We start from the raw sequence: 19,673 nt of genomic DNA, 5'->3' as shown, positions 1-19,673 counted from the left end.
ACCTTTGTGGGAAGGAAGGAGAATCTGTACATGAAGCTGTTAATTGTAGATGACGAAGTCATTATTAGGACCGGCCTTAGCACGGTTATTAAATGGGAAGAGAATGGCATTGAGCTGCTCGCGCCGGCTGCTTCCGCGGAGGAAGCGCTGATGCGCATTCCGATAGAGTGTCCTGACATCATTCTAACCGATATTCGGATGACGGGAATGACGGGATTGGAATTGTCTCGCGATGTTAAGCGGAATTTTCCTTACATTGAAATTGTTATATTGTCTGGATTCGATGATTTTGCATATGCACAGCAAGCGATGCGGGAAGGAATAAGTGATTATTTGCTTAAAAATAGCCGTCCTGGCGATATTATGACTGCGGTTATGCGCGTGAAGCAGCGTATCGTCAATAGACGGGAGGCTGATCATCAAGGCGCCATTCATCAAACGGCATACCGTTGGAAGCAACTGGATCGGTTTCTTCGCGGGGACAATCTCCTGACGGAGCGTGAAAGTGAGGAACTGTTGATCTATTATCCTGAGCTGAGGCTCGGATCGGATATGGAGAAGCTAGAGCTATGGCTAGTGACATCTGCTTATCCACTGACAATGAAGGAGGAGACGGAAAGTGAAATGAATGAGGCGGCTGCGATGATTAGGGATTCACTTGGCTGTGTCATTCTGGATTGGGACTATGGATGGCTGCTTATTTTCCGCAGGGGGCAGCCGGGCGCGAAGCGATTGGTTAAGGCGTCGATGGAGCGGGCGGAGCGCGTTTATAGCCAGCCTTTTTTTGCAGCATGCGGTGTATGGGCCAGCAATTTGGCAGAACTTAGGGAGTCACTTCGCACCGCCGAACATACCGCCTCGTACCGCTGGTTGGCAGAGGAAGCAAGAATGCTGGCCTATGAGGATATTAAAGACCGGAAAGGAATGCGGACCGTTTGTACGGAAGAAGTGGAGAGTAAGCTAACCGCCGTTCTGAGAAGCGGGAGCCGAGAAGTCGTACAGCAGTGGATTAAAGGTGAACTGGAGAGCATTAGACAGGATGCGGAAGCGACGCCTTGTTCCGTTCAAGCGTATTTGCATTCCTTGATTGTTGGGGGGTACCGCTGGCTAGAGCGTGCAGCAGCATCCGTTGGTCAATCGATGCCAAAGCTTCCACAGATTGAACAGCTGGACATAAAGCTGCTTACTGCGAATCCAGAAGAAACTTTGCAGCAGATGCTGCTTGCAATCCATGCGCAGTATGAACGATTAAATGGCAGCCGGAATGAAGCCATTGACCGAACTGTAGCCTATATCCGCGAGCATCTTGCAGACAGCTTATCTTTGGCGCAGGTAGCGGCATGCGTACATATGAATCCGAACTATTTTAGCAAGCTGTTTAAACAGGAAACAGGTAAGAACTATATTGAGTATGTAACTGAGGCGAGAATGGAATGGGCTAGCCGTTTGTTGAAGGAAACGCCAGCGAAGGTAAGTGAGATCGCTAAGCGGGTAGGTTACGAGGATATGAAGCATTTTAACCAGCTGTTTAAGCGTTACAGTGGCGAAACCCCTTCGCAATATCGTTCAAAATGAATAGACGAAGGTGAAAATATCCCCCGTATGGGCTTAACTTTCCCCCCTACGACTTCTCGTCTGTCTTATCTATACTAGGGTTATCACTAAAGGGGGAATATTTGAATGAAGAAGAGACTTGCGTTTGTAACGACAATTATCTTGATGATTGCCCTTTTGGCAACCGCTTGCAACAATAGCGGAAAAAAAGAGCAGAGCAATGGAGACAACAAAAGCTCTGAAGAAAAAACGAAAATTTCAATATGGCATAACTTCGCGGGTGACGACCTTCGTGCCAAAGCGGTTAGAGACCTGATCGACAAGTATAAAGAGGAGCATCCAGACGTTGAGGTAGACGCGCAAGCGATCCCGGTTGACGGTTATCGTCAACGCCTAAGCACGGTGGCTGCGGCAAATGAAATGCCAGACGTATTTTTCGTATATGCGGGCAGCCAATCCCAAGAGTTCTATGATGCCGGTAAGCTTCAACCGATTACAGAGTTGATGGATAAATACCCAGAATGGAAGAACAGTTTCTTGGCAGGTGCATTCGACCGCTATGAGTTTGAAAAAGGACAAATTTTCACAGCGCCGCTCGGTATGTCAGCAACTTCGTTCATGTATTATAACAAAGATCTTTTCGAGAAGCATAGTGTAAAAGTGCCGACTACTTGGGAAGAGATGATGACTGCAATTAAAACGTTCAACGACAACGGCATTACGCCGATTGCCCTCGGCAATAAAGCGCCATGGGTTGCACAATCGACGATTATCGGTTCGTTGGCTGACCGCGTGACGGGCACGGAATGGTTCTTGAAAGCTGCAGCTCAAGATGGAGCATCTTTTACAGATCCTGTGTTCATTGACGCTTTGGGCAAGTACAAAGAGCTCGTTGACAATAAAGCGTTTCAAGATGGCGCAAACAGCATCGACAACACGCAAGCAGAGCAATACTTCATTCAAGGCAAGGCAGCTATGATGATTAACGGCGCATGGTCGCTTACGAATCTTGCAGCATCTGCAACTCCTGAGCAGTTGGCACCTATCGAAGTCACAACAATGCCTGGCATAGAAGGTGGAGCAGGCAAACCGAATACGATTTCCGGTGGCGCAGGCGCAGGCTTCGCGCTTAACAAAAATACAAAAGGCGCACAGAAGCAGGCAGCGCTTGATCTGATCTACGCAGTAAGCGGACCAGATGGCCAAAAGGCGATCGCAGAAAGCAACTCAATGGTTATGTACAAAGTAGAACTGGATAAGTCGAAAGTAAGCCCGCTTTACTTCAAAGCTTATGAATTGGCTGTGAATTCTGAAATTACGCCGGTATATGACGCCTATTTATCTGCTGAAGCAGGCGAAGTGATCAACAACGGTCTTCAAGAGCTTATGATGGGCGGTAAGCCGGAGGATGTAGCTAAAAAACTGCAGGATGCGCAAGCGCGTTCGACTAAAAAGTAATCAGACAAAAGTACGTAAAGGAGGCTGTCGCCATGCCTGCATCATTGCGCAGCAGAAGCTTCGTCATCATGGCGCTGCTTCCTGCACTACTCATCTTTATCATCTTTGCGATCGTCCCGATTTTTTGGTCAGCTTACTACGGTTTCTTTGAGTGGAAGGGACTCGGTGCTGCTAAGCTTATCGGGTTGGATAATTATCGAATGATACTAGAGGATCCAGTATTCTGGAGAGCACTGAAAAACAACCTGATCCTTGTTGTCTCGGCAGTAATAGGTCAAGTATCGGTTGCATTGCTGCTGTCATTGTTCTTGCTCAAGAACACGATGTTCAATCGGTTGATGCGCTCCGCTGTATTTCTCCCGATGGTGCTGTCTACAGTCGTCGTCGGTCTCATCTGGGGCTATATTTATCACCCGCAAATCGGTTTGCTGAATCAATTATTGGAGACGCTGGGACTGGAATCTTGGCGCCGGCCTTGGCTAGACGACCCTAAAATCAATATGTTTGCCTTATCGATCCCGATTAACTGGGCGAATATCGGCCCGTATCTTATCATTTTTATCGCTGCACTCCAAAATATCTCTTCAGAAATTGAAGATGCTGCGAAGATCGACGGGGCGGTAGCCTGGAGAAAGCTGTTTTTCGTGACGCTCCCGATAATTTGGGGAACAGTTGTTGTAACCATCGTACTGTGCATATCTGGAAGTTTGAAGGCATTCGACCATGTTATCGTCATGACGCGCGGCGGTCCTGCACAATCGACAGAATTGCTCGCCACATATATGTACAATAACACCTTTACGGTATACCGTTACGGCTACGGCTCTGCGGTATCCACAATGATTATTCTGATTAGCGCCGTTCTCATTGGCCTAAATCATATCATCACGAAGAGACGCGGCTAATGGGCGGTCGGCTAATGTTAGCCCGGCCGATGAAGGAGTGAATCGCTATGCAAGCAATGATAGACGCTCGGTCGGAGAAGATGAGAGGCTCTCTGTGGCGTAAGCCGATTTCCGGAATTGCGAAAATCATCCTGTTATTTTATGCCATAATTACATTGTATCCGCTATACTGGTTAGGAATAAGTGCATTCAAGTCGAATCAGGAATTTTTCAATCGTCCCTATTCCTGGCCGCAGCATTGGCAGTTCGACAATATAACCCGGGCATGGGATCTCGGAAATATGGGCCGGGCGGTGCTCAACTCCACAATTGTTACCCTCTCAGCACTGCTGCTGACCATTGTGCTCGGCATGCTTGCAGCTTATGTGCTTGCCCGGTTCCCATTCAAGTTGAGTGGCGTTATAAAAGGATTGTTCTTGCTAGGCATGCTCATTCCAATTCATAGCACACTCGTTCCATTGTTTATTTTCATGAACAAGCTCGGGATGCTGAATACGTACTGGTCACTCATCCTACCGTATACGGCATTTGAATTACCAATTGCGATCTTCCTTGGAATGTCCTACATCGTATCCATTCCGAGAGAAGTAGAGGAAGCGGCGATGATCGACGGCAACGGCTGGTGGGGAATCTTCGGACGCATCATTTTCCCATTGTCCCTGCCGATCGTCGCTACGATTACAATTCTTGCATTTTTGAGGTTTTGGAATGATTTCTCCTTCGCGCTCGTCTTTATTAATTCTCAAGCGCTGAAGACGCTGCCCCTCAGTTTGTCGCTCTTCTCCGACGGATTCGGAACGGACTACAGCTTAACGATGGGCGCGATGTTTATTGCTGCAATACCAACCATTCTCATCTTTTTGATCTTCCAAGAGCAAATTATGAAAGGCATGGTAGCAGGCTCGGTCAAAGGTTAACACCCTTGATCGAGTTTTTGGTGTAATTTTATATATATTTCATTTTTGTGGAGGGATTGATAGTGAAGTTACATTTTATAGGAGAATTGAGCGAGCTTCAATCAGGACTTCGGTTGCTGCTTGCCGAACTTAAGTCAGAATGGTCGGAGGATGGAATTCCTGTTTTGATAGAACCGTCTTCAGGAGAACTGGAAGTTGGTTATGATGGTAAAAGCGCTTATATTCGTTATAGTGCTAAACATCAGTTCTTCCGCGGCTTGGGACTGTTGATTCAGAAGATTAGTGGCGGAGAGCAATTTCAAATTACAGAGCAACAACAATTCGATGCAATCGGTCCGATGTTTGATTTATCGCGCAATGGAGTGCTAACCGTTGAAAGCTTCAAGTTTATGCTGCGTAAAATGGCGCTGATGGGCTTGAATAGCGTCATGCTCTATTTGGAAGACACTTACGAGATAGAAGACGAGCCATATTTCGGCTACATGCGCGGCCGCTACACGGCGGCGGAGTTGAAGGAAATCGACGATTACGCCGATCAATTCGGCATTGAAGCGTTCCCGAGCATTCAAACACTGGCTCATTTGGAGGAGTTTTTGAAATGGGAGCCGGTAAAGGAATATAAAGATACAAAAGGCGCGTTGCTAGTTGGAGCGGAGAAGACCGATCGTCTGGTCGAAAATATGATTGTCAGCATTAGCGCGCCGTTCCGCAGCCGGAAAATCCACATCGGCATGGATGAAGCGGAAGAGCTTGGACGCGGTAAATTTTTGGATCGCAATGGACATATGAACCGTTTTGATATTATGACAGGCCATCTGGAGCGGGTGCTCGCAGTAACTCGACGCTTAGGGTTGAAACCGATGATGTGGAGCGATATGTTCCTGAAGCTGGCTTCAGCTAACGGTGAAGATTATTATGGCCATGAGACGCAAATATCAGAGGACATGTCGAGCCGCATTCCTAAGGACATAGATATGGTTTACTGGGACTATAACCACGTCGAGGAGAAGGACTACGAAACATTGATCGCCAAACACCGGCCGCTCGGTAATAATCTTATTTTTGCGGGTGCTGTGTGGGTATTCAATACGTTCGGCGTCAATTACGGGCTATCCTTGCCGGCGACTGATGCAGCGCTGACGGTATGTAAGAAGGAAGGCATCAGGGAAGTTTATGCGACGATGTGGGGTGATGACGGAATGGAGAGCAATCCGTACATCGCTTTGCTCGGCTTGCAGTTTTATGCGGAGCATGCTTATTCTTCGTCGACGCCGACTGACAAGGCGCTGGCCGAGCGCGTTCGGTTCTGCACCGGCATCGAGGCGGATGCTTACATGGGGCTGAAGTATTTGGACGAGACACCGGGAGCTGCACCAAATAATCAGAAGCAGAGCAATCCGTCTAAGTTTCTGTTGTATCAGGATGTACTGCTGGGGCTGTTCGACAAACAGATTGATGGGCTAGATATGGCGGCTCATTATGCATGGGCGGAAGGCGAAATTGCAAGCCGCAGAAAAGCCGAGGCAGAGCTAGATTACTTGTTCGAGGTGCCGCAAAAGCTGTGTGCGGTGCTGAAGCAGAAGAGTGAAATCGGTCTTGAGCTGAAGCGGGCATATGACAGTGGAGACAAGGCATTGCTTAGGCGGATTGCTGAGGACGTTTTGCCCGAAATCTCGCTGGGAGTGCAAAATCTTCGCGCTGCACACCGGAAGCAATGGCTATCGATGTTCAAACCGTTCGGATGGGAGGTGCTCGATATTCGTTACGGCGGTGTCGTAAACCGGCTGGATACAGCGAGCATGAGGCTGTTAGAATATGCGGACGAAAAGCTCGAGCGGATTGAGGAGCTGGAGCAGGAACGATTGCTGTATAGCACGACGAACCGCTTCACCGACAAAGGCGCAGGCTGGTGCAGCTATTATTACCGCATGGCGTCGCCTAACGTCTTTTACCATGTGATCAATCCATTCTAGGTTGAAGAATTATAGAATAAGAAGATAGATAGAGGACAGCTGATCGTGGCTGTCCTATTTTTTTACGCTGAGGTAAGATCTATTCCTCTCTCCTGGAAGGAGAGGTTACAGGAATTTGATTGCAGTATTCTCGTATGGAATTGGTCAGTTGATAGGTAAGCAAGCCAATCTCCTCAGGAGATTGCTTATAGCGTTGAAGAGTCCATTCAATTAATATGCTATGCAAAATAGAGGCAAAGGAACGAAAGGCATAGACATATAGTTCATTCGTTGACGATTGCGGAGACATGAAATACTTCACATATTTATTTTGAATTAAATACTCTAGACTTCGATAAATGATTTGTCTAATTTTACGATCGGACAGTTGAATATTTAGAAATAGCGGGTATGTTGTGTATTCTTTCCACTTTTGAAAAAACGAAATAAATACAGCTTCTTCAGTCAACTCCTCTTCGCTAAGCTCGTTATCAAAGAAATTATATTGATGACATAAATACTCATATAAAATATCATCTTTATCTTGATAATTGCGATAAATCGTTTGTCTGGCCAAACCAGACTTTTTGGCAATCTCCGTAATTTTGATCTCAGAATAAGCTTTAGTTTCCATAAGATAGAGCAATGAGAGGGTAATCCATTCTTTTGATTTCACTTGTCCTTCGATGAAATTATCTATATGTAACACTTCCTTCATTCTGTCCATTTTCGTAAGCCATCTATTGCTATGAGGTGCAAACTATAATAATGTTACAATTGTAACATTTGCAGAACCGTATGCGCATCGGGAAAGTGATAAATTTTTTTGATATGGTATTGATAATGATATTCATTATTAGAATTGAAAATTAGGAGTGAGATTGTGAAAAAGTTTAAAGTATCACCAAAAATGCTTGCATCGGCCTTAATGATTATGATCTTAACGATATTAACAGCTTGTGGAAGCAATGCAGCTAATTCAGATGAAACTGCAAATGCGCCAACGCTGGAACCCACTGCGGCTACGGAAATAAGAAAGATTACCCATGCCATGGGAGAGACAGAGATTACTGGCACACCTAAAAGAGTTGTTGTATTAACGACACAAGGTACTGAGACATTATTAGAATTAGGAATCAAACCAATAGGAGCTGTTCAATCCTGGATTGGAGATCCTTGGTATGATCATATTAAAGATCAAATGGAAGGCGTAGAAATTTTAGGGGATGAAACGCAACCGAATCTCGAGCTGATCGCTAGCTTACAGCCGGATTTGATTCTAGGCACGAAGGTCAGACAAGAGGCGATTTACGAGCAATTAAAGGCAATTGCACCAACAGTAATGACTGAAAATCTTGGGGATAGCATGATTGAGAATTTCACTTTATACGCTAAAGCATTGAATTTAGAAGCAGAAGGTCAAAAGGTTCTTGCTGATTACGACAATTTGATTGCTGAGGCTTCTGCTAGACTTGGAGACAAAACGAAATTAGAAGTATCACTTGCTCGCTTCCAAGCAGGTAAAGCTAGAGTATACTACAAGCAAAATTTTGCTGGTATTGTTCTTGACCAGTTGGGATTTGCGAGAACAGAAGCTCAAAATAAAGAAGAATTCGCTGAAGAAATTACGAAGGAACAAATTAGTGTTCTAGATGGTGATGTATTGTTCTATTTTGCATCGGATCGTAGTGGTGAAACCGCTGCTTCTGATACGGCAAAAGAATGGCTCGCTGATCCTATAGCACAAAATATGAATATTAATAAAAATGGACAGAGCTATCAAGTAGATGAGGCGATCTGGAATTCAGCTGGTGGAATAATTGCTGCTAAACTATTAATTGCAGACATTGAAAAATACTTTGAAAATATTCAAATTTAAAATGGACTATTTCTTATAAAAAGAGGGGGAGGCAAGCAATGAACTCTCTTTTGTCGAGTGACAAAAGAAAAGCTTTAGGATTCGTTGCAGCAGTGTTTCTGCTTATCTTAGCAGCTGCTGCAAGTGTTTTGTTTGGATTGAAAAGCTTTGATTTTGCTACAGTGATTGGGTCGTATTCATCATTTACAGGCAGCGATGAGCAGCTTATTATCCGAACATCGAGAGTGCCTCGTGCATTAACTGCTGCTGTGATAGGCTGTAGCCTTGCAATCAGCGGGGTCCTGTTACAAGCAATGACAAGGAATCCGTTAGCCTCTCCTTCTATATTAGGAGTTAATGCAGGTGCTGCGTTGTCAATTGTGGCGATGCTATATTGGTACGGTGCTGTGTTTTCCTTTTCTCAGTTAATGTGGTTCGGGTTTATAGGAGCGGGAATAACAGCATGTCTTATCTACATAATTGCAATGATAGGTAAGGGAGGCATGACGCCATTAAAGCTGATATTAACAGGATCAGCTTTGGCGTCTTTTGCTTCTTCCTTGAATTCTTTATTTATGCTGATTAGTAATGAAACATTAGAAAATGCGCTGTATTGGTTAACAGGCTCTTTGTCCAATAGCAATATGAATCACACGCTACAAATGTTGCCGTATTTTTTCATTGCATGGGTGATTGCTCTCTTCATGTGCCGTTCTCTCAATATTATGGCGATGGGAGATGATGTGGCAACAGGGCTTGGACAACGTATGGCATGGATTAGAGTGGTAACGATATTGGTGGTGGTCATATTGGCGGGAGGAAGTGTTGCTCTAGCAGGTCCCATTAGTTTCGTTGGCATTATGATTCCACATATTTCACGTTGGATCATTGGAAATGATCATCGGTGGGTATTACCTTACAGTGCAGTCTTAGGTGCAACTTTTTTGCTGCTGGCTGATTTGTTATCCCGATTTTTGCTTGATTCCAAAGAAGTGCCTGTAGGTGTTACTACAGCCATATTAGGTGTCTTTTTTGTAGTGGTGCTCGTAAGGAGGAAGACACTTGGCCAGATCTAGTAAACGATTCATTTCCTTAAAAATTTCAGCTCTTGCTCTTCTCTTATTTGTTGCGCTTATACTAAGCATCGGGCTCGGAAGTTTACATGTGCCTGTATTAGATGTTATAAAAGCGTTGGTAAGGATGGGAGAGGCAAAATATCAGCTTATTCTATTTGAATTGCGTTTACCACGAATAACTGCCGCTATATTAGTAGGTGCAGCTATGGCTATTTCCGGTACAATTTTGCAAGCGTTGGTAAGAAATCCACTGGCTTCTCCTGATTTGATGGGGACTACTTCTGGGGCTACAGCAGCGGTAGTTGCTTTCATAACGATTATGAATGGACAAATTAGTGTTGCATGGCTTCCATTGGCTGCATTGGTAGGAGGCTGTGCAGCTTCAGCCTTAACGTATATGCTTGCGTGGAAGGATGGAAGTTCACCACTGAGAATAGCAATGATCGGAGTATCGATTTCCGCCGCTTTTGGGGCATTAACGATTTATTTTACCATTGCTGGACCTACTTATTTGATATCACAGGCTTTAGGCTGGATGGCAGGAACAGTATATGGTACCTCTTGGAATCATGTCATTGTATTGGCACCATGGGTAATCTTATGCGGGCTTATCGCATTATTTCAATCTAGAACGCTGAACATCTTAGAAGTTGGTGATCAGATTGCTACGGGTGTTGGAGTGAGTGTGGAGAGGAAGAGATTCCTGTTCATAGCCTTAAGCGTCATTCTAGCCAGTTCAGCTGTAGGAATTGCAGGGGGAATTAGTTTTGTAGGGTTAATGGCCCCTCATATCGCTCGTAAAATTGTAGCAAATAATAATGGTGTAGTCTTGGTTGCTTCGGCGATAATAGGCGCTTTATTGCTATTGTTGGCTGATCTTATAGGTAGAACCGTGTTTGTTCCAATGGATATACCAGCGGGGATATTTACAGCGATACTAGGGGCTCCATTCTTTGTATATTTAATGTACAGGCAGGGGAAACGAGGATAAAATAAGATTCTGTGAATGACATGCTTTTGCTTCATAGGCTTTTGGTGCCGGCTCTAAGGGAGTGGAAATGCCACTTTAGAGCCGAGTACGCACCACTACGCTGGGGCTCAGTCCTATACTTTAAGCCACTAAAACGTATTTTTATTTCGTCAATTTTAAACTTTCCCAATTAAATACGATTGTTTCTGATCACGTAAAAATAAAGGGAGCGTTTCGATAGAAGCTAATACTTCTAGCCATTGACCACCATTGAATGTTTCTCCTGTACGCGCATCGGTCCAGACTGCTCCATGTGGCAAGTAGACTTGGCGAGATGTCGCATGAGCTTTAACGATTGGAGCAACTAAAAGATCCGAGCCATACATATATTGTGAATTCAAATCCCATGTTTCATTATCTTCAGGAAACTCGTAGAACATCGTACGCATCACTGGCGCTCCTGTTATATGTGCTTGTTCCATAAGCTCGCGCGTGTAATATCGCATCAATTCACGAATCATAATAAACTTCTTCATGATCGAATAATTCTCTTCCCCATAACTCCATATTTCATTAGAGGCTCCAGTGCCTTCCGTTACCTCTCCACCAGCTTTGTACAATGGCTCCCTTGGAAGACGATTACCATGGAGTCTCATCACGGGACAAAAGGCGCCGAATTGGAACCACCGAATAAGCAATTCTTGAAAATCTTTGTCATGAATATTTCCGCCATGAAATCCACCAATATCGGTTGTCCACCAAGGAATCCCCGATAACCCCATTTGTAAACCCGCTACAATTTGATTCCGGAAATCCTGATACGTAGAATGAATATCTCCAGACCAGATTAACGCTCCGAATCTCTGGCTTCCTGCCCAAGCGCACCTTACCAGATTTAAGACATCCCTTTGCCCGTTAGCTTGTTGACCTTCATAGAACCCTTTGGCAAATTCCCTAGGATATAAGTTCCCTTGTTGAAGGACGCTGCCGGCATAATAACGATAATTGTCATAGTCATAGGTGCTGAATTCCGGTTCCGCTTCATCTAGCCAAAACAGCTTAATGCCGTATTTCCCATAGTTCTCCTGGCACTTTTGCCAGACATATTCCCGGGCTTTAGGGTTTGTGGCATCAAAAAAGACATTGTTCCCCTGAAAGCTCATTTGTACATTTAAGCCGTGTTCCGTTTGAACCAGCAATCCTTTTCTGTACATTTCTTCGAAGTTTTCACTACGCCAATCCACTTGGGGCCATACAGAAACCATAACTTCCATTCCGTAAGAACGCAGCTCATCCACCATGGACTGGGGATCAGGAAACAAATATTCATCAAAGCGGAAATCTCCGCAGCGTGGCCAATGATAATAGTCAATTACAAACACATCGACCGGAATTTGAAGACGATGGTATTCCCGTGCAACATCAAGCACTTGCTCCTGGTTATAATACCGTAATTTGCATTGCCAAAAGCCCAGTCCGTATTCCGGCATCATCGGGGAACGACCTGTTACTGCGCTATATTGTTCTTCAATCATGGCTGGCGTATCACCGACCGTAATCCAGTAGTCCAATCTTTTCGTACTATCGGCCCGCCATTCGGTTGTGTTCTTTCCAAAGGAAACACTGCCTATGGCAGGGTTATGCCAAAAGAAACCGTAACCGAGACTGGACACGTAAAAGGGGATGGAGGCCTGAGAATTTCGGTGGGCAAGTTCGATATTACAGCCTTTTAGATCCAAAATATCTTGCTGATATTGCCCCATCCCATAGATCTTTTCCTCTGAGCTGGCTTCAAAGGTTGCCTTTAAACGAAAGTCGCCACCAATATGGGGTTTGAAATGGCGAGCTTTACGAATCAAAGCACCACCGCCGTCGATTTCTTTTAAAATGACTTCTTGTTTGTCATTGAAGAAAGTGATAACCGCCGCACTATTCCAACCTCTCGAATCAATAACGGCAGAAATATTTCCATTCACTATCTGAGCAATTTCCTCACCCACCGTGATCGTAGCCTTTGTGGATTGGGGAAGCAATGCGCTGCTTGTAAGGTCCAGCGGTCCGCTCGGTACGGAGATCACCCTTAGGCTATTTACTCCCCATCCCATGATCCGAAGGGTTTCTCCTCCGTTACGATATTCCAAATAGTTCTCGCCTATCGAAAAAAATGACATGATGTTCTAGTCCTCCTAACGATCGAATTAAGATCATTGTAGTTTTTATTTGGGAAGGGGACGTTTACATTCATGTCAATTTTCATTAATATCATGTCATTTTTCGAAATTGGCTCGGCGTCATGTCCGTTGTCTTTTTAAAAGCGATGGCGAAATGGTTGCCGCTGTCAAAGCCCACCTCCATAGCGATATCTATAATCGATAAATGGGTTCGCTTTAACAAATCCATGGCGCGATTTATACGATGCCGATTTAAGTAATGAATGGGTGTTGAGCGAAAGGATTGTTTAAAAAAACGGCAAAATTGTTCTTTACTTAAGGAAACTACGTTAGCTAGATCGTTTAAGCTAAGCGAATTCTGATAGTTGTCCTCGATAAAGGTAATGATTTTCTTCTTTCGTACCTCGTTCAGATAATCCGTAGCGGACTTTACATTGTGGATCTCCTCTTTTTGAAGAAGATGAAATAGAATCTGGCACAGATACCCTTTTAATAAAAGCTCCCTATAAGGTTGATCCCCCAGATAGCATCGCTCGAACTCACTCAACAACTGCTTGACGATCTCACCATTTCGGTCGCTGTGAGTTATGACATAAGAGGAGATAAACGTATTTTCAAAAAATGGGTTCAATTGTGTTATTTGAATCCTATCCTCGATTTTACTGGAGATAAAATCCGAATGAAACACGATGGATGAAAAGCGGCATTTTTCCCCCTGATATTGATAGGCAACATGCAAGAGATTCGGTGGAATTAAAATTACCGTATTTTTCTTAGCAAAAATGGATCTCCCGTCAACCACCAGTTCCAATTCCCCATCGATCACATAAAGGATCTCCGCTTCTTCATGCCAATGATTATAAAAAATCAAGCCATTTTCGTAATATTCTACTTCTCTATAAAGCTGTAATTGGAAATCTTCGTTTCCATGCTGAACCTGTTCCTTAAATTCCTCACTGATTATCGGATGACCCCTCATGCGTTGCTACCTCCGATGACAATATTTGAATAGATTCAAGACAATATATTAAAAAGGTTATCAATTATAGACACTATACTAAATACTATAAATTAGTTTTTTATTTTTGAAAACGCTTAGATAATCTTTTATCGAGGCTCATTCTTCAAGGGGGGAAAATAATGAAAATGAAAAACGGATTGTTCTATGTGGGAGTTATCGGTCTTATTTTGCTGTTAGCTGGTTGTGGAGACACCTCAAATTCGGGTGCTTCAAAGGATGCTGAGAGCGTACCTGTCGTGTTAAAAGTGTGGGTGGATGAAGAATCCGTTTCCCAAACGAGAGAGATGGCCGAAGCCTTCGCCAAAGAAAACAGTGATAAAAAATATGAAATTGAAGTTGTCGTTTCGGATTCGATGAAAGCTCAAGAATATGTCAAAAACGATCCGGAAGCCGCTGCCGATATATTTATGCTTCCTCATGACCACTTGGGGCAGTTGGTGGAGTCAGGCTCCATTTATAAAAACACCAAGTATGCAGACGAAATAAAGGCAGCCATGACACCTGCCTCCATAGAGGGCGCTATTTACAACGGAGATCTATATGCCTACCCATACGGGGTAGAAACCGGCGTTCTTTATTATAACAAGTCCATCCTTACGGAAGAGGACATCCGAACGTTTGAAGGCTTGACACAAAAAGGAAAAATCGGGATGAACCTCTCGGAATCTATTGCGGATTATCAAATTGCTCCCTTTTTTGTAGCCAACGGCTCCTATCTTTATGGGGAAAATGGGGAGGATCCACAAGGCACTACCTTTAACGACGAGCATGGTCTGGAAGTTCTAAAGTGGATTCGTAATTTGAAGGCTAACCCTAATGTGGTACATGTTAAGGACGACATGGTGAGCAGTATGCTGGATGGCAAAATTGCGGCCGCCATTGGAGGTCCTTGGAACAAAAAGGACTTGGCCAGTTTAGGAGAAAATCTGGGAGTCGCTCCATACCCGACAGCTGATTTTGGAAGTGGATCCAAACAAATGTATGCATTCCAAGGTGTGAAGTTATTTGCTGTAAAGGCTGCGACGAAGGCTCCACTGGAAGCAATGGCTTTAGCCAATTATTTAATTAGCGAAGAAAATCAACTGAAGCGATTCAAATTAACGGGGATTATTCCTAGTAACAGTAACGCGCAAGAAACGGAAGATGTTAAAAATGATGCTGTGGGTCAAGCTGTGGCCATCATGTCACAAGAAGACCATTCCGTCGTGATGCCGAAAATCCCGGAAGTCGCAGCGTTCTGGACTCAAGCTAGCCCACTGATCAACGATGCATATGCGGGGAAGATCAAGGAAAACGAGATGCAGCAAAAACTTGATGATTTTGTTACGGATGTTTCCAAATAACATGCGCATGTGGAGGGCTTAGAGAACTATGCCAAAACCTAATGTAGAAAAAAACATCATGTATAAACTTTCATTTGCGATAATGGGGCTTTACCACGTCATCCATGGGCAGGTTATGAAAGGCCTGCTCTTTTTTCTCCTTGAAATTCTGGTCATTTTCTTTATGGGAACAGCTGGTGTTCAGAATCTTCTGGGCTTAAATCACTTGGGTACTGAGCAACAAGGCTGGATATTCGATAAGGAGCTAGGTATTGAACGGTTGGTTCAAGGGGATAACTCCATGCTGCTGCTGATTTACGGGATTGTCGCATTAATAACGATAATCGTGTTTATCTGCTTTTTCATCAGCTATATCCGGAGTATGAAATCTCTTGCTCAACTGGTGTTAAAGCAACAGCCCATTCCCAATCTCAAAGAGGATTTAAGAAGCTTATTGGACAGCCGTTTTCATATTACCTTGTTAAGTATTCCGGGTATCGGGGTGCTCTTGTTTACAATCATGCCTTTGGTATATATGATCTCTATCGCTTTTACTAGCTTTGATCATACGAATCTTCCACCGAAAAATCTGTTTACCTGGGTAGGGTTTAAAAACTTTGAAAATATCCTGACCGGTCGAATGTCCGAGACTTTTCTACCTGTTCTAACATGGACGATTGTCTGGGCTGTTTTGGCCACCTTAACTTGTTTTATATTCGGAATATTATTGGCAATGTTTATTCAGAAAAAGACGATTCGTTGGAAAAAGCTATACCGTTCCGTCTTCGTATTAACCATAGCGGTACCGCAATTCGTGTCATTATTAATCATGAGAAATCTGTTTCACACCTCCGGACCGGTTAACGAATGGCTGCTAAACATTGGACTTATTCATTCGCCGATTCCATTCCTGATCGATCCTTTGTTAGCTAAAGTCTTTGTTATTTTGATTAATATGTGGATCGGAATCCCTGTGTACATGTTGATTGCTACCGGGGTGATTATGAATCTGCCGGAAGATCAAATCGAAGCGGCCCGAATCGATGGTGCTTCTGTCTTTCAAATTTTTAAGAAAATTACGATGCCCACTCTAATCTTCGTAATGATGCCTAATTTAATTCAACAGTTTATTGGAAATATCAATAACTTCAATGTGATCTATCTACTGACGGACGGTGGACCGGCGAACAGCAATTATTATGGGGCGGGAAGCACCGATTTGCTCGTGACATGGCTCTACAAACTTACGGTGGAGAAAGCGGATTATAACCTAGCGTCCGTCATCGGTATATTAACTTTTGTCTTAAGTGCAACCTTTTCGATGATTATGTATACGCGATCCAAAGCCTTCAAGTCAGAGGGGGAATTCTAAATGCAAAAGGGAAAAGGCATTGTAGGACAAGTCATATTAAGCTTAATCGCTCTATTATGGCTGTTTCCGATCATTTGGATTGTGTTAACCTCTTTTCGGGAAGAAGGCGGACGTTTTGTATCGTATATTTTCCCGAAAACGTATACATTAAATAATTATAAATATCTGTTTACGAACGATAATTATCCGTTTTTACAGTGGTTTTTGAATACATTATTTGTCTCCATCGCTACTTGTATTTTAAGCACCATTATTACAGTTTCCATGGCCTATACTTTATCCCGGTTAAGATTTAAATTTCGGAAGAAGATTTTAAAAATAGCCTTGGTCCTTAATATGTTTCCCGGTTTTATGAGTATGATCGCAATCTATTATATTTTAAAATCGATGGACCTAACGCAAAGCCTATGGGCGCTAACTTTCGTATATTCTTCCGGCGCGGCTTTGAGTTTTTATATCGCCAAAGGTTTTTTTGATACCATACCTCATTCCGTGGATGAATCGGCGATGATTGATGGGGCGACGAAATTCAATATTTTTACACGCATTACATTGCCGTTGTCTAAACCGATTATCGTCTACACTATTCTGATGTCGTTTACCGGGCCTTGGATGGACTTTATCTTTGCAAAAGTGATTATGGGAGATAATATTGAGAAGTATACCGTTGCGATTGGTTTATATTCTATGATGACCCGGTCCAGCTCCAATTCCAATTATATGGCTTTTGCTGCGGGTTGCGTCTTGATTGCGCTTCCGATTTCAATCCTGTTTATGAAATTGCAGCAATATTATGTTGAAGGAATCACAAGTGGTTCTGTAAAAGGATAAAACTCGTTGCGAGGATTATTCGATAGAGATTTTTCAAAATGAAAGACACCCGGTTTTGTTTGATCGGGTGTCTTTTTGCTGATTTAAAATATTCAAAAAAATATTTTGTCACATATTTATATGTTCTTGTGAATGTTCCACCGCTTAGTTTACCAACCCATTAGTAGCTTGTTTTTCTTTCCATACCATCGTAATTCCAAGACCAATAAACATAATGACAGCCGCAAAGAGATATGGATAGTTGATGTTTACATCAAATAATACTCCGCCTAATGCAGGTCCGATGATATTACCAAGGCTAGTATAGGTTGAGTTCATGCCAGCGACAAAGCCTTGCTCTTTTTCAGCCGTTTTTGATAAATAGGTCGTTAGTGCTGGACGGAGTAGGTCAAATGCGAGAAAGATGAAGCAGGTTACTAGCAGAACAGTTAAATAGTTATTGATTATGGTGGAGGCTACAGCTAAGGCTACGCCAGCAATTAAGCAGAGTTGAATGAGCTTTTTTTCACCGAGCTTATCTACCATTTTACCGAATAAAAAGACCTGCACAACCACCCCGAAGATTGAGCTTATTGTAATGATGGTTGCAATATCCCGTGGAGTGAAGCCAAATTTATGATCAGAAAACAGGCTAAACACAGTTTCATATGCCGATAAGCCAAAGGCGAGGACAAACACTATAATAAACGCAATAATATATGCTGGATGAAACGAGCGTTTCAGATCACTGATAAAGTTGGTGTCTTTTTTAAGTTTACTGATTTCCAAAAGCTGCTCTTTGGATAGTGGCTCTTTCAGAATAAATATCGACGAAATACAAGTGATTAAGGCGAAGCCAGCAGCAAAATAGAATGGAGCACGTATACCTAGTTCAGTAATAAATCCTCCGATTCCTGGGCCAATAATAAAACCAATACTAATGGCGGCAGAAACATAACCCATTGCCTTAGGTCTTTCCTCTACTGAGGTGATGTCCGCAACATAGGCAGTGACGGCAGGCATAATGAATGCACCAGCAATCCCTCCAAGAATTCTGGCGATATAAAGAACGGATACATGTGTGCCTAAACCAAAGATTAATTCTGATGCACTGAAGAGCACTAAGCCGATAACGATCATTTTTTTTCTGCCGTAAGTGTCAATCCATCGCCCAGCCAGAGGAGACATGAGTAATTGCGCGAATGCAAATGCTGCTACAAGATACCCCATTGTTTTACCTGACAAATGCATAATGTTCATAAAGGATGGCATAACAGGGACGATAAGCCCAACACCTAGAAATACAATGAATATATTACTTAGCAGAATGAGTAAGACTGTTTTTTGTTCTTTCAATGGTTTCTTCATGAAGTAATACCTCTCTTTGTAGAATCAAAGCTGTGAAATACCTCTCCAAAATACGGTCCATGAGGCATTTAATTTTTCATTTAAACGGATTTCATTATTGCCATACACAAGCTCTAGCATGATCGAATCAACTACACCTAAAAAGGCAAGCGTTGGGATGGAGGCTGCATCTTCCATGATGACTTTGGCATCGATCCAAGCTTGGAATTTACTTTCAAGTACGGGTTGAATCTTTTTTTCTGTGTCGATTACTTCTTCATCAATCGCTTTAGCAAGATGGGACGGTGGAAAAAAAGAGATACGCAGCCAAAACTTTAACTGCTCGTTCTTTTGAAACATATCAATGACCAATTGCAGATATCCTAATAAATCTGTTTTAGGATTATGAGTCCCTACCTTACTCAAATATTGTAGTTTGGATGAGATTTCTGTCTCTTTGGCATCTTGTAGAACTTGCAGAAAAAGATCATCCTTCCCTTTGAAATGGGCATAAAGAGATTGTTTTTTCATCCCGACTTGCTCAGCAATTTGAGACAAAGAAGCCCCCTCATATCCATGAGTTGTGAAACATTTCAAAGCAATGTCTTTAATTTCTTTACTTTTCAAAAAAAATCACCTCGATATTAACGAACGTTCGTCAGTTATACTATCAAATTAAATTATTTTATGCAAATGAATATTGTTTGAAGTGAGTCTTCCCTTTTAACATATCCTTAATTCTCAAGCGGTTTGAAAAGACGATTGACCGAACTAAAGGAGCTGATCCTAAAGTAGAACTTTCTACAATAGTGTCGGCTCTTTTTCATTTTGAATCAGCTCGTAAGCGATGTCGAAAGATGAAAATAAACTCGGATTTATTTGTGAAGTAAATTTGAATGTGTAATATTCTGAGTACTTTTGTCGCCATGCAGGAAGTAGC

The 19,673-nt window shown here is 43.1% G+C and carries 16 protein-coding genes; 11 read left to right on the top strand and 5 right to left on the bottom strand.

From position 1 onward, the window contains the following. The first annotated feature begins 30 nt into the window (after positions 1–30). The 5 genes from ACQKMP_RS05315 to ACQKMP_RS05295 all read left to right on the top strand — a co-directional run bounded on the left by ACQKMP_RS05315 (position 31) and on the right by ACQKMP_RS05295 (position 6,807). Positions 31–1,575 carry a response regulator transcription factor gene (locus tag ACQKMP_RS05315; RefSeq protein ID WP_427468961.1) on the top strand — a complete coding sequence of 515 codons (1,545 nt, stop codon included), beginning with the start codon at positions 31–33 and terminating at the stop codon, positions 1,573–1,575. A gap of 105 nt (positions 1,576–1,680) precedes the next feature. Next, on the top strand, positions 1,681–3,012 hold the full coding sequence (locus ACQKMP_RS05310) for an extracellular solute-binding protein (RefSeq protein ID WP_076283303.1): 1,332 nt from the start codon (positions 1,681–1,683) through the stop codon (positions 3,010–3,012). A gap of 32 nt (positions 3,013–3,044) precedes the next feature. Beyond that, positions 3,045–3,917, top strand: coding sequence for a carbohydrate ABC transporter permease (locus ACQKMP_RS05305; protein ID WP_427468960.1), 873 nt, complete (start codon positions 3,045–3,047; stop codon positions 3,915–3,917). Positions 3,918–3,973: 56 nt separating this feature from the next. Continuing rightward, the gene (locus ACQKMP_RS05300) at positions 3,974–4,834 is read left to right on the top strand and encodes a carbohydrate ABC transporter permease (RefSeq protein WP_042193549.1); all 861 of its coding nucleotides are present in this window, start codon (positions 3,974–3,976) and stop codon (positions 4,832–4,834) included. Between the two features lie 62 nt (positions 4,835–4,896). Further along, positions 4,897–6,807, top strand: a complete 1,911-nt coding sequence (locus ACQKMP_RS05295; protein ID WP_427468959.1) for a beta-N-acetylhexosaminidase — start codon at positions 4,897–4,899, stop codon at positions 6,805–6,807. 79 nt (positions 6,808–6,886) lie between these two features. Here the strand turns inward: ACQKMP_RS05295 and ACQKMP_RS05290 are convergent, their stop codons facing one another. Beyond that, the gene (locus tag ACQKMP_RS05290; protein ID WP_427468958.1) at positions 6,887–7,513 is read right to left on the bottom strand and encodes a TetR/AcrR family transcriptional regulator; all 627 of its coding nucleotides are present in this window, start codon (positions 7,511–7,513) and stop codon (positions 6,887–6,889) included. Between the two features lie 156 nt (positions 7,514–7,669). On the opposite strand from ACQKMP_RS05290, the gene ACQKMP_RS05285 reads away from it, so the two are divergent. The 3 genes from ACQKMP_RS05285 to ACQKMP_RS05275 are packed head-to-tail and all read left to right on the top strand — an operon-like array spanning position 7,670 to position 10,711. Continuing rightward, positions 7,670–8,665 (top strand): ABC transporter substrate-binding protein, encoded by a 996-nt coding sequence (locus tag ACQKMP_RS05285; RefSeq protein ID WP_427468957.1) that lies wholly within the window; start codon positions 7,670–7,672, stop codon positions 8,663–8,665. A gap of 38 nt (positions 8,666–8,703) precedes the next feature. Continuing rightward, positions 8,704–9,720, top strand: a complete 1,017-nt coding sequence (locus ACQKMP_RS05280; protein WP_379422385.1) for a FecCD family ABC transporter permease — start codon at positions 8,704–8,706, stop codon at positions 9,718–9,720. Then, positions 9,707–10,711, top strand: coding sequence for a FecCD family ABC transporter permease (locus ACQKMP_RS05275; RefSeq protein WP_427468956.1), 1,005 nt, complete (start codon positions 9,707–9,709; stop codon positions 10,709–10,711). Before ACQKMP_RS05280 ends, ACQKMP_RS05275 begins: the two co-directional genes overlap by 14 nt. A 155-nt stretch (positions 10,712–10,866) precedes the next feature. Here ACQKMP_RS05275 and ACQKMP_RS05270 read toward each other — a convergent pair whose 3' ends face one another. Further along, positions 10,867–12,861, bottom strand: a complete 1,995-nt coding sequence (locus tag ACQKMP_RS05270) for a glycoside hydrolase family 31 protein (protein WP_427468955.1) — start codon at positions 12,859–12,861, stop codon at positions 10,867–10,869. A gap of 91 nt (positions 12,862–12,952) precedes the next feature. After that, positions 12,953–13,840 carry an AraC family transcriptional regulator gene (locus tag ACQKMP_RS05265; protein ID WP_379422379.1) on the bottom strand — a complete coding sequence of 296 codons (888 nt, stop codon included), beginning with the start codon at positions 13,838–13,840 and terminating at the stop codon, positions 12,953–12,955. Positions 13,841–14,001: 161 nt separating this feature from the next. On the opposite strand from ACQKMP_RS05265, the gene ACQKMP_RS05260 reads away from it, so the two are divergent. The 3 genes from ACQKMP_RS05260 to ACQKMP_RS05250 are packed head-to-tail and all read left to right on the top strand — an operon-like array spanning position 14,002 to position 17,407. Beyond that, complete coding sequence (locus ACQKMP_RS05260; protein ID WP_427468954.1) at positions 14,002–15,225, top strand: extracellular solute-binding protein; 1,224 nt, start codon at positions 14,002–14,004, stop codon at positions 15,223–15,225. Between the two features lie 28 nt (positions 15,226–15,253). After that, positions 15,254–16,576 (top strand): carbohydrate ABC transporter permease, encoded by a 1,323-nt coding sequence (locus ACQKMP_RS05255; protein ID WP_427468953.1) that lies wholly within the window; start codon positions 15,254–15,256, stop codon positions 16,574–16,576. Then, a complete protein-coding gene (locus ACQKMP_RS05250) occupies positions 16,577–17,407 on the top strand; it encodes a sugar ABC transporter permease (RefSeq protein ID WP_379422373.1) in 831 nt (276 codons plus the stop codon). 144 nt (positions 17,408–17,551) lie between these two features. On the opposite strand, the gene ACQKMP_RS05245 is transcribed toward ACQKMP_RS05250, so the two are convergent. Continuing rightward, a complete protein-coding gene (locus ACQKMP_RS05245) occupies positions 17,552–18,754 on the bottom strand; it encodes an MFS transporter (RefSeq protein WP_427468952.1) in 1,203 nt (400 codons plus the stop codon). 24 nt (positions 18,755–18,778) lie between these two features. Beyond that, the gene (locus tag ACQKMP_RS05240) at positions 18,779–19,360 is read right to left on the bottom strand and encodes a TetR/AcrR family transcriptional regulator (RefSeq protein WP_427468951.1); all 582 of its coding nucleotides are present in this window, start codon (positions 19,358–19,360) and stop codon (positions 18,779–18,781) included. Between the last annotated feature and the right edge of the window lie 313 nt (positions 19,361–19,673).

This window comes from Paenibacillus sp. NPDC101420, from assembly GCF_050277435.1.
GTDB lineage: Bacteria > Bacillota > Bacilli > Paenibacillales > Paenibacillaceae > Paenibacillus_AQ.
Note: the sequence above shows the minus strand (reverse complement) of the source record. Positions and strands in the feature narration are given on the sequence as shown.

Excerpts from the sequence above, each read along its gene's own strand:
- ACQKMP_RS05315 (WP_427468961.1), top strand. The coding sequence starts at position 31 with ATGAAGCTGTTAATTGTAGATGACGAAGTCATTATTAGGACCGGCCTT.
- ACQKMP_RS05310 (WP_076283303.1), top strand. The coding sequence starts at position 1,681 with ATGAAGAAGAGACTTGCGTTTGTAACGACAATTATCTTGATGATTGCC.
- ACQKMP_RS05305 (WP_427468960.1), top strand. The coding sequence starts at position 3,045 with ATGCCTGCATCATTGCGCAGCAGAAGCTTCGTCATCATGGCGCTGCTT.
- ACQKMP_RS05300 (WP_042193549.1), top strand. The coding sequence starts at position 3,974 with ATGATAGACGCTCGGTCGGAGAAGATGAGAGGCTCTCTGTGGCGTAAG.
- ACQKMP_RS05290 (WP_427468958.1), bottom strand. The coding sequence starts at position 7,513 with ATGGACAGAATGAAGGAAGTGTTACATATAGATAATTTCATCGAAGGA.
- ACQKMP_RS05280 (WP_379422385.1), top strand. The coding sequence starts at position 8,704 with ATGAACTCTCTTTTGTCGAGTGACAAAAGAAAAGCTTTAGGATTCGTT.
- ACQKMP_RS05270 (WP_427468955.1), bottom strand. The coding sequence starts at position 12,861 with ATGTCATTTTTTTCGATAGGCGAGAACTATTTGGAATATCGTAACGGA.
- ACQKMP_RS05265 (WP_379422379.1), bottom strand. The coding sequence starts at position 13,840 with ATGAGGGGTCATCCGATAATCAGTGAGGAATTTAAGGAACAGGTTCAG.
- ACQKMP_RS05260 (WP_427468954.1), top strand. The coding sequence starts at position 14,002 with ATGAAAATGAAAAACGGATTGTTCTATGTGGGAGTTATCGGTCTTATT.
- ACQKMP_RS05255 (WP_427468953.1), top strand. The coding sequence starts at position 15,254 with ATGCCAAAACCTAATGTAGAAAAAAACATCATGTATAAACTTTCATTT.
- ACQKMP_RS05250 (WP_379422373.1), top strand. The coding sequence starts at position 16,577 with ATGCAAAAGGGAAAAGGCATTGTAGGACAAGTCATATTAAGCTTAATC.
- ACQKMP_RS05245 (WP_427468952.1), bottom strand. The coding sequence starts at position 18,754 with ATGAAGAAACCATTGAAAGAACAAAAAACAGTCTTACTCATTCTGCTA.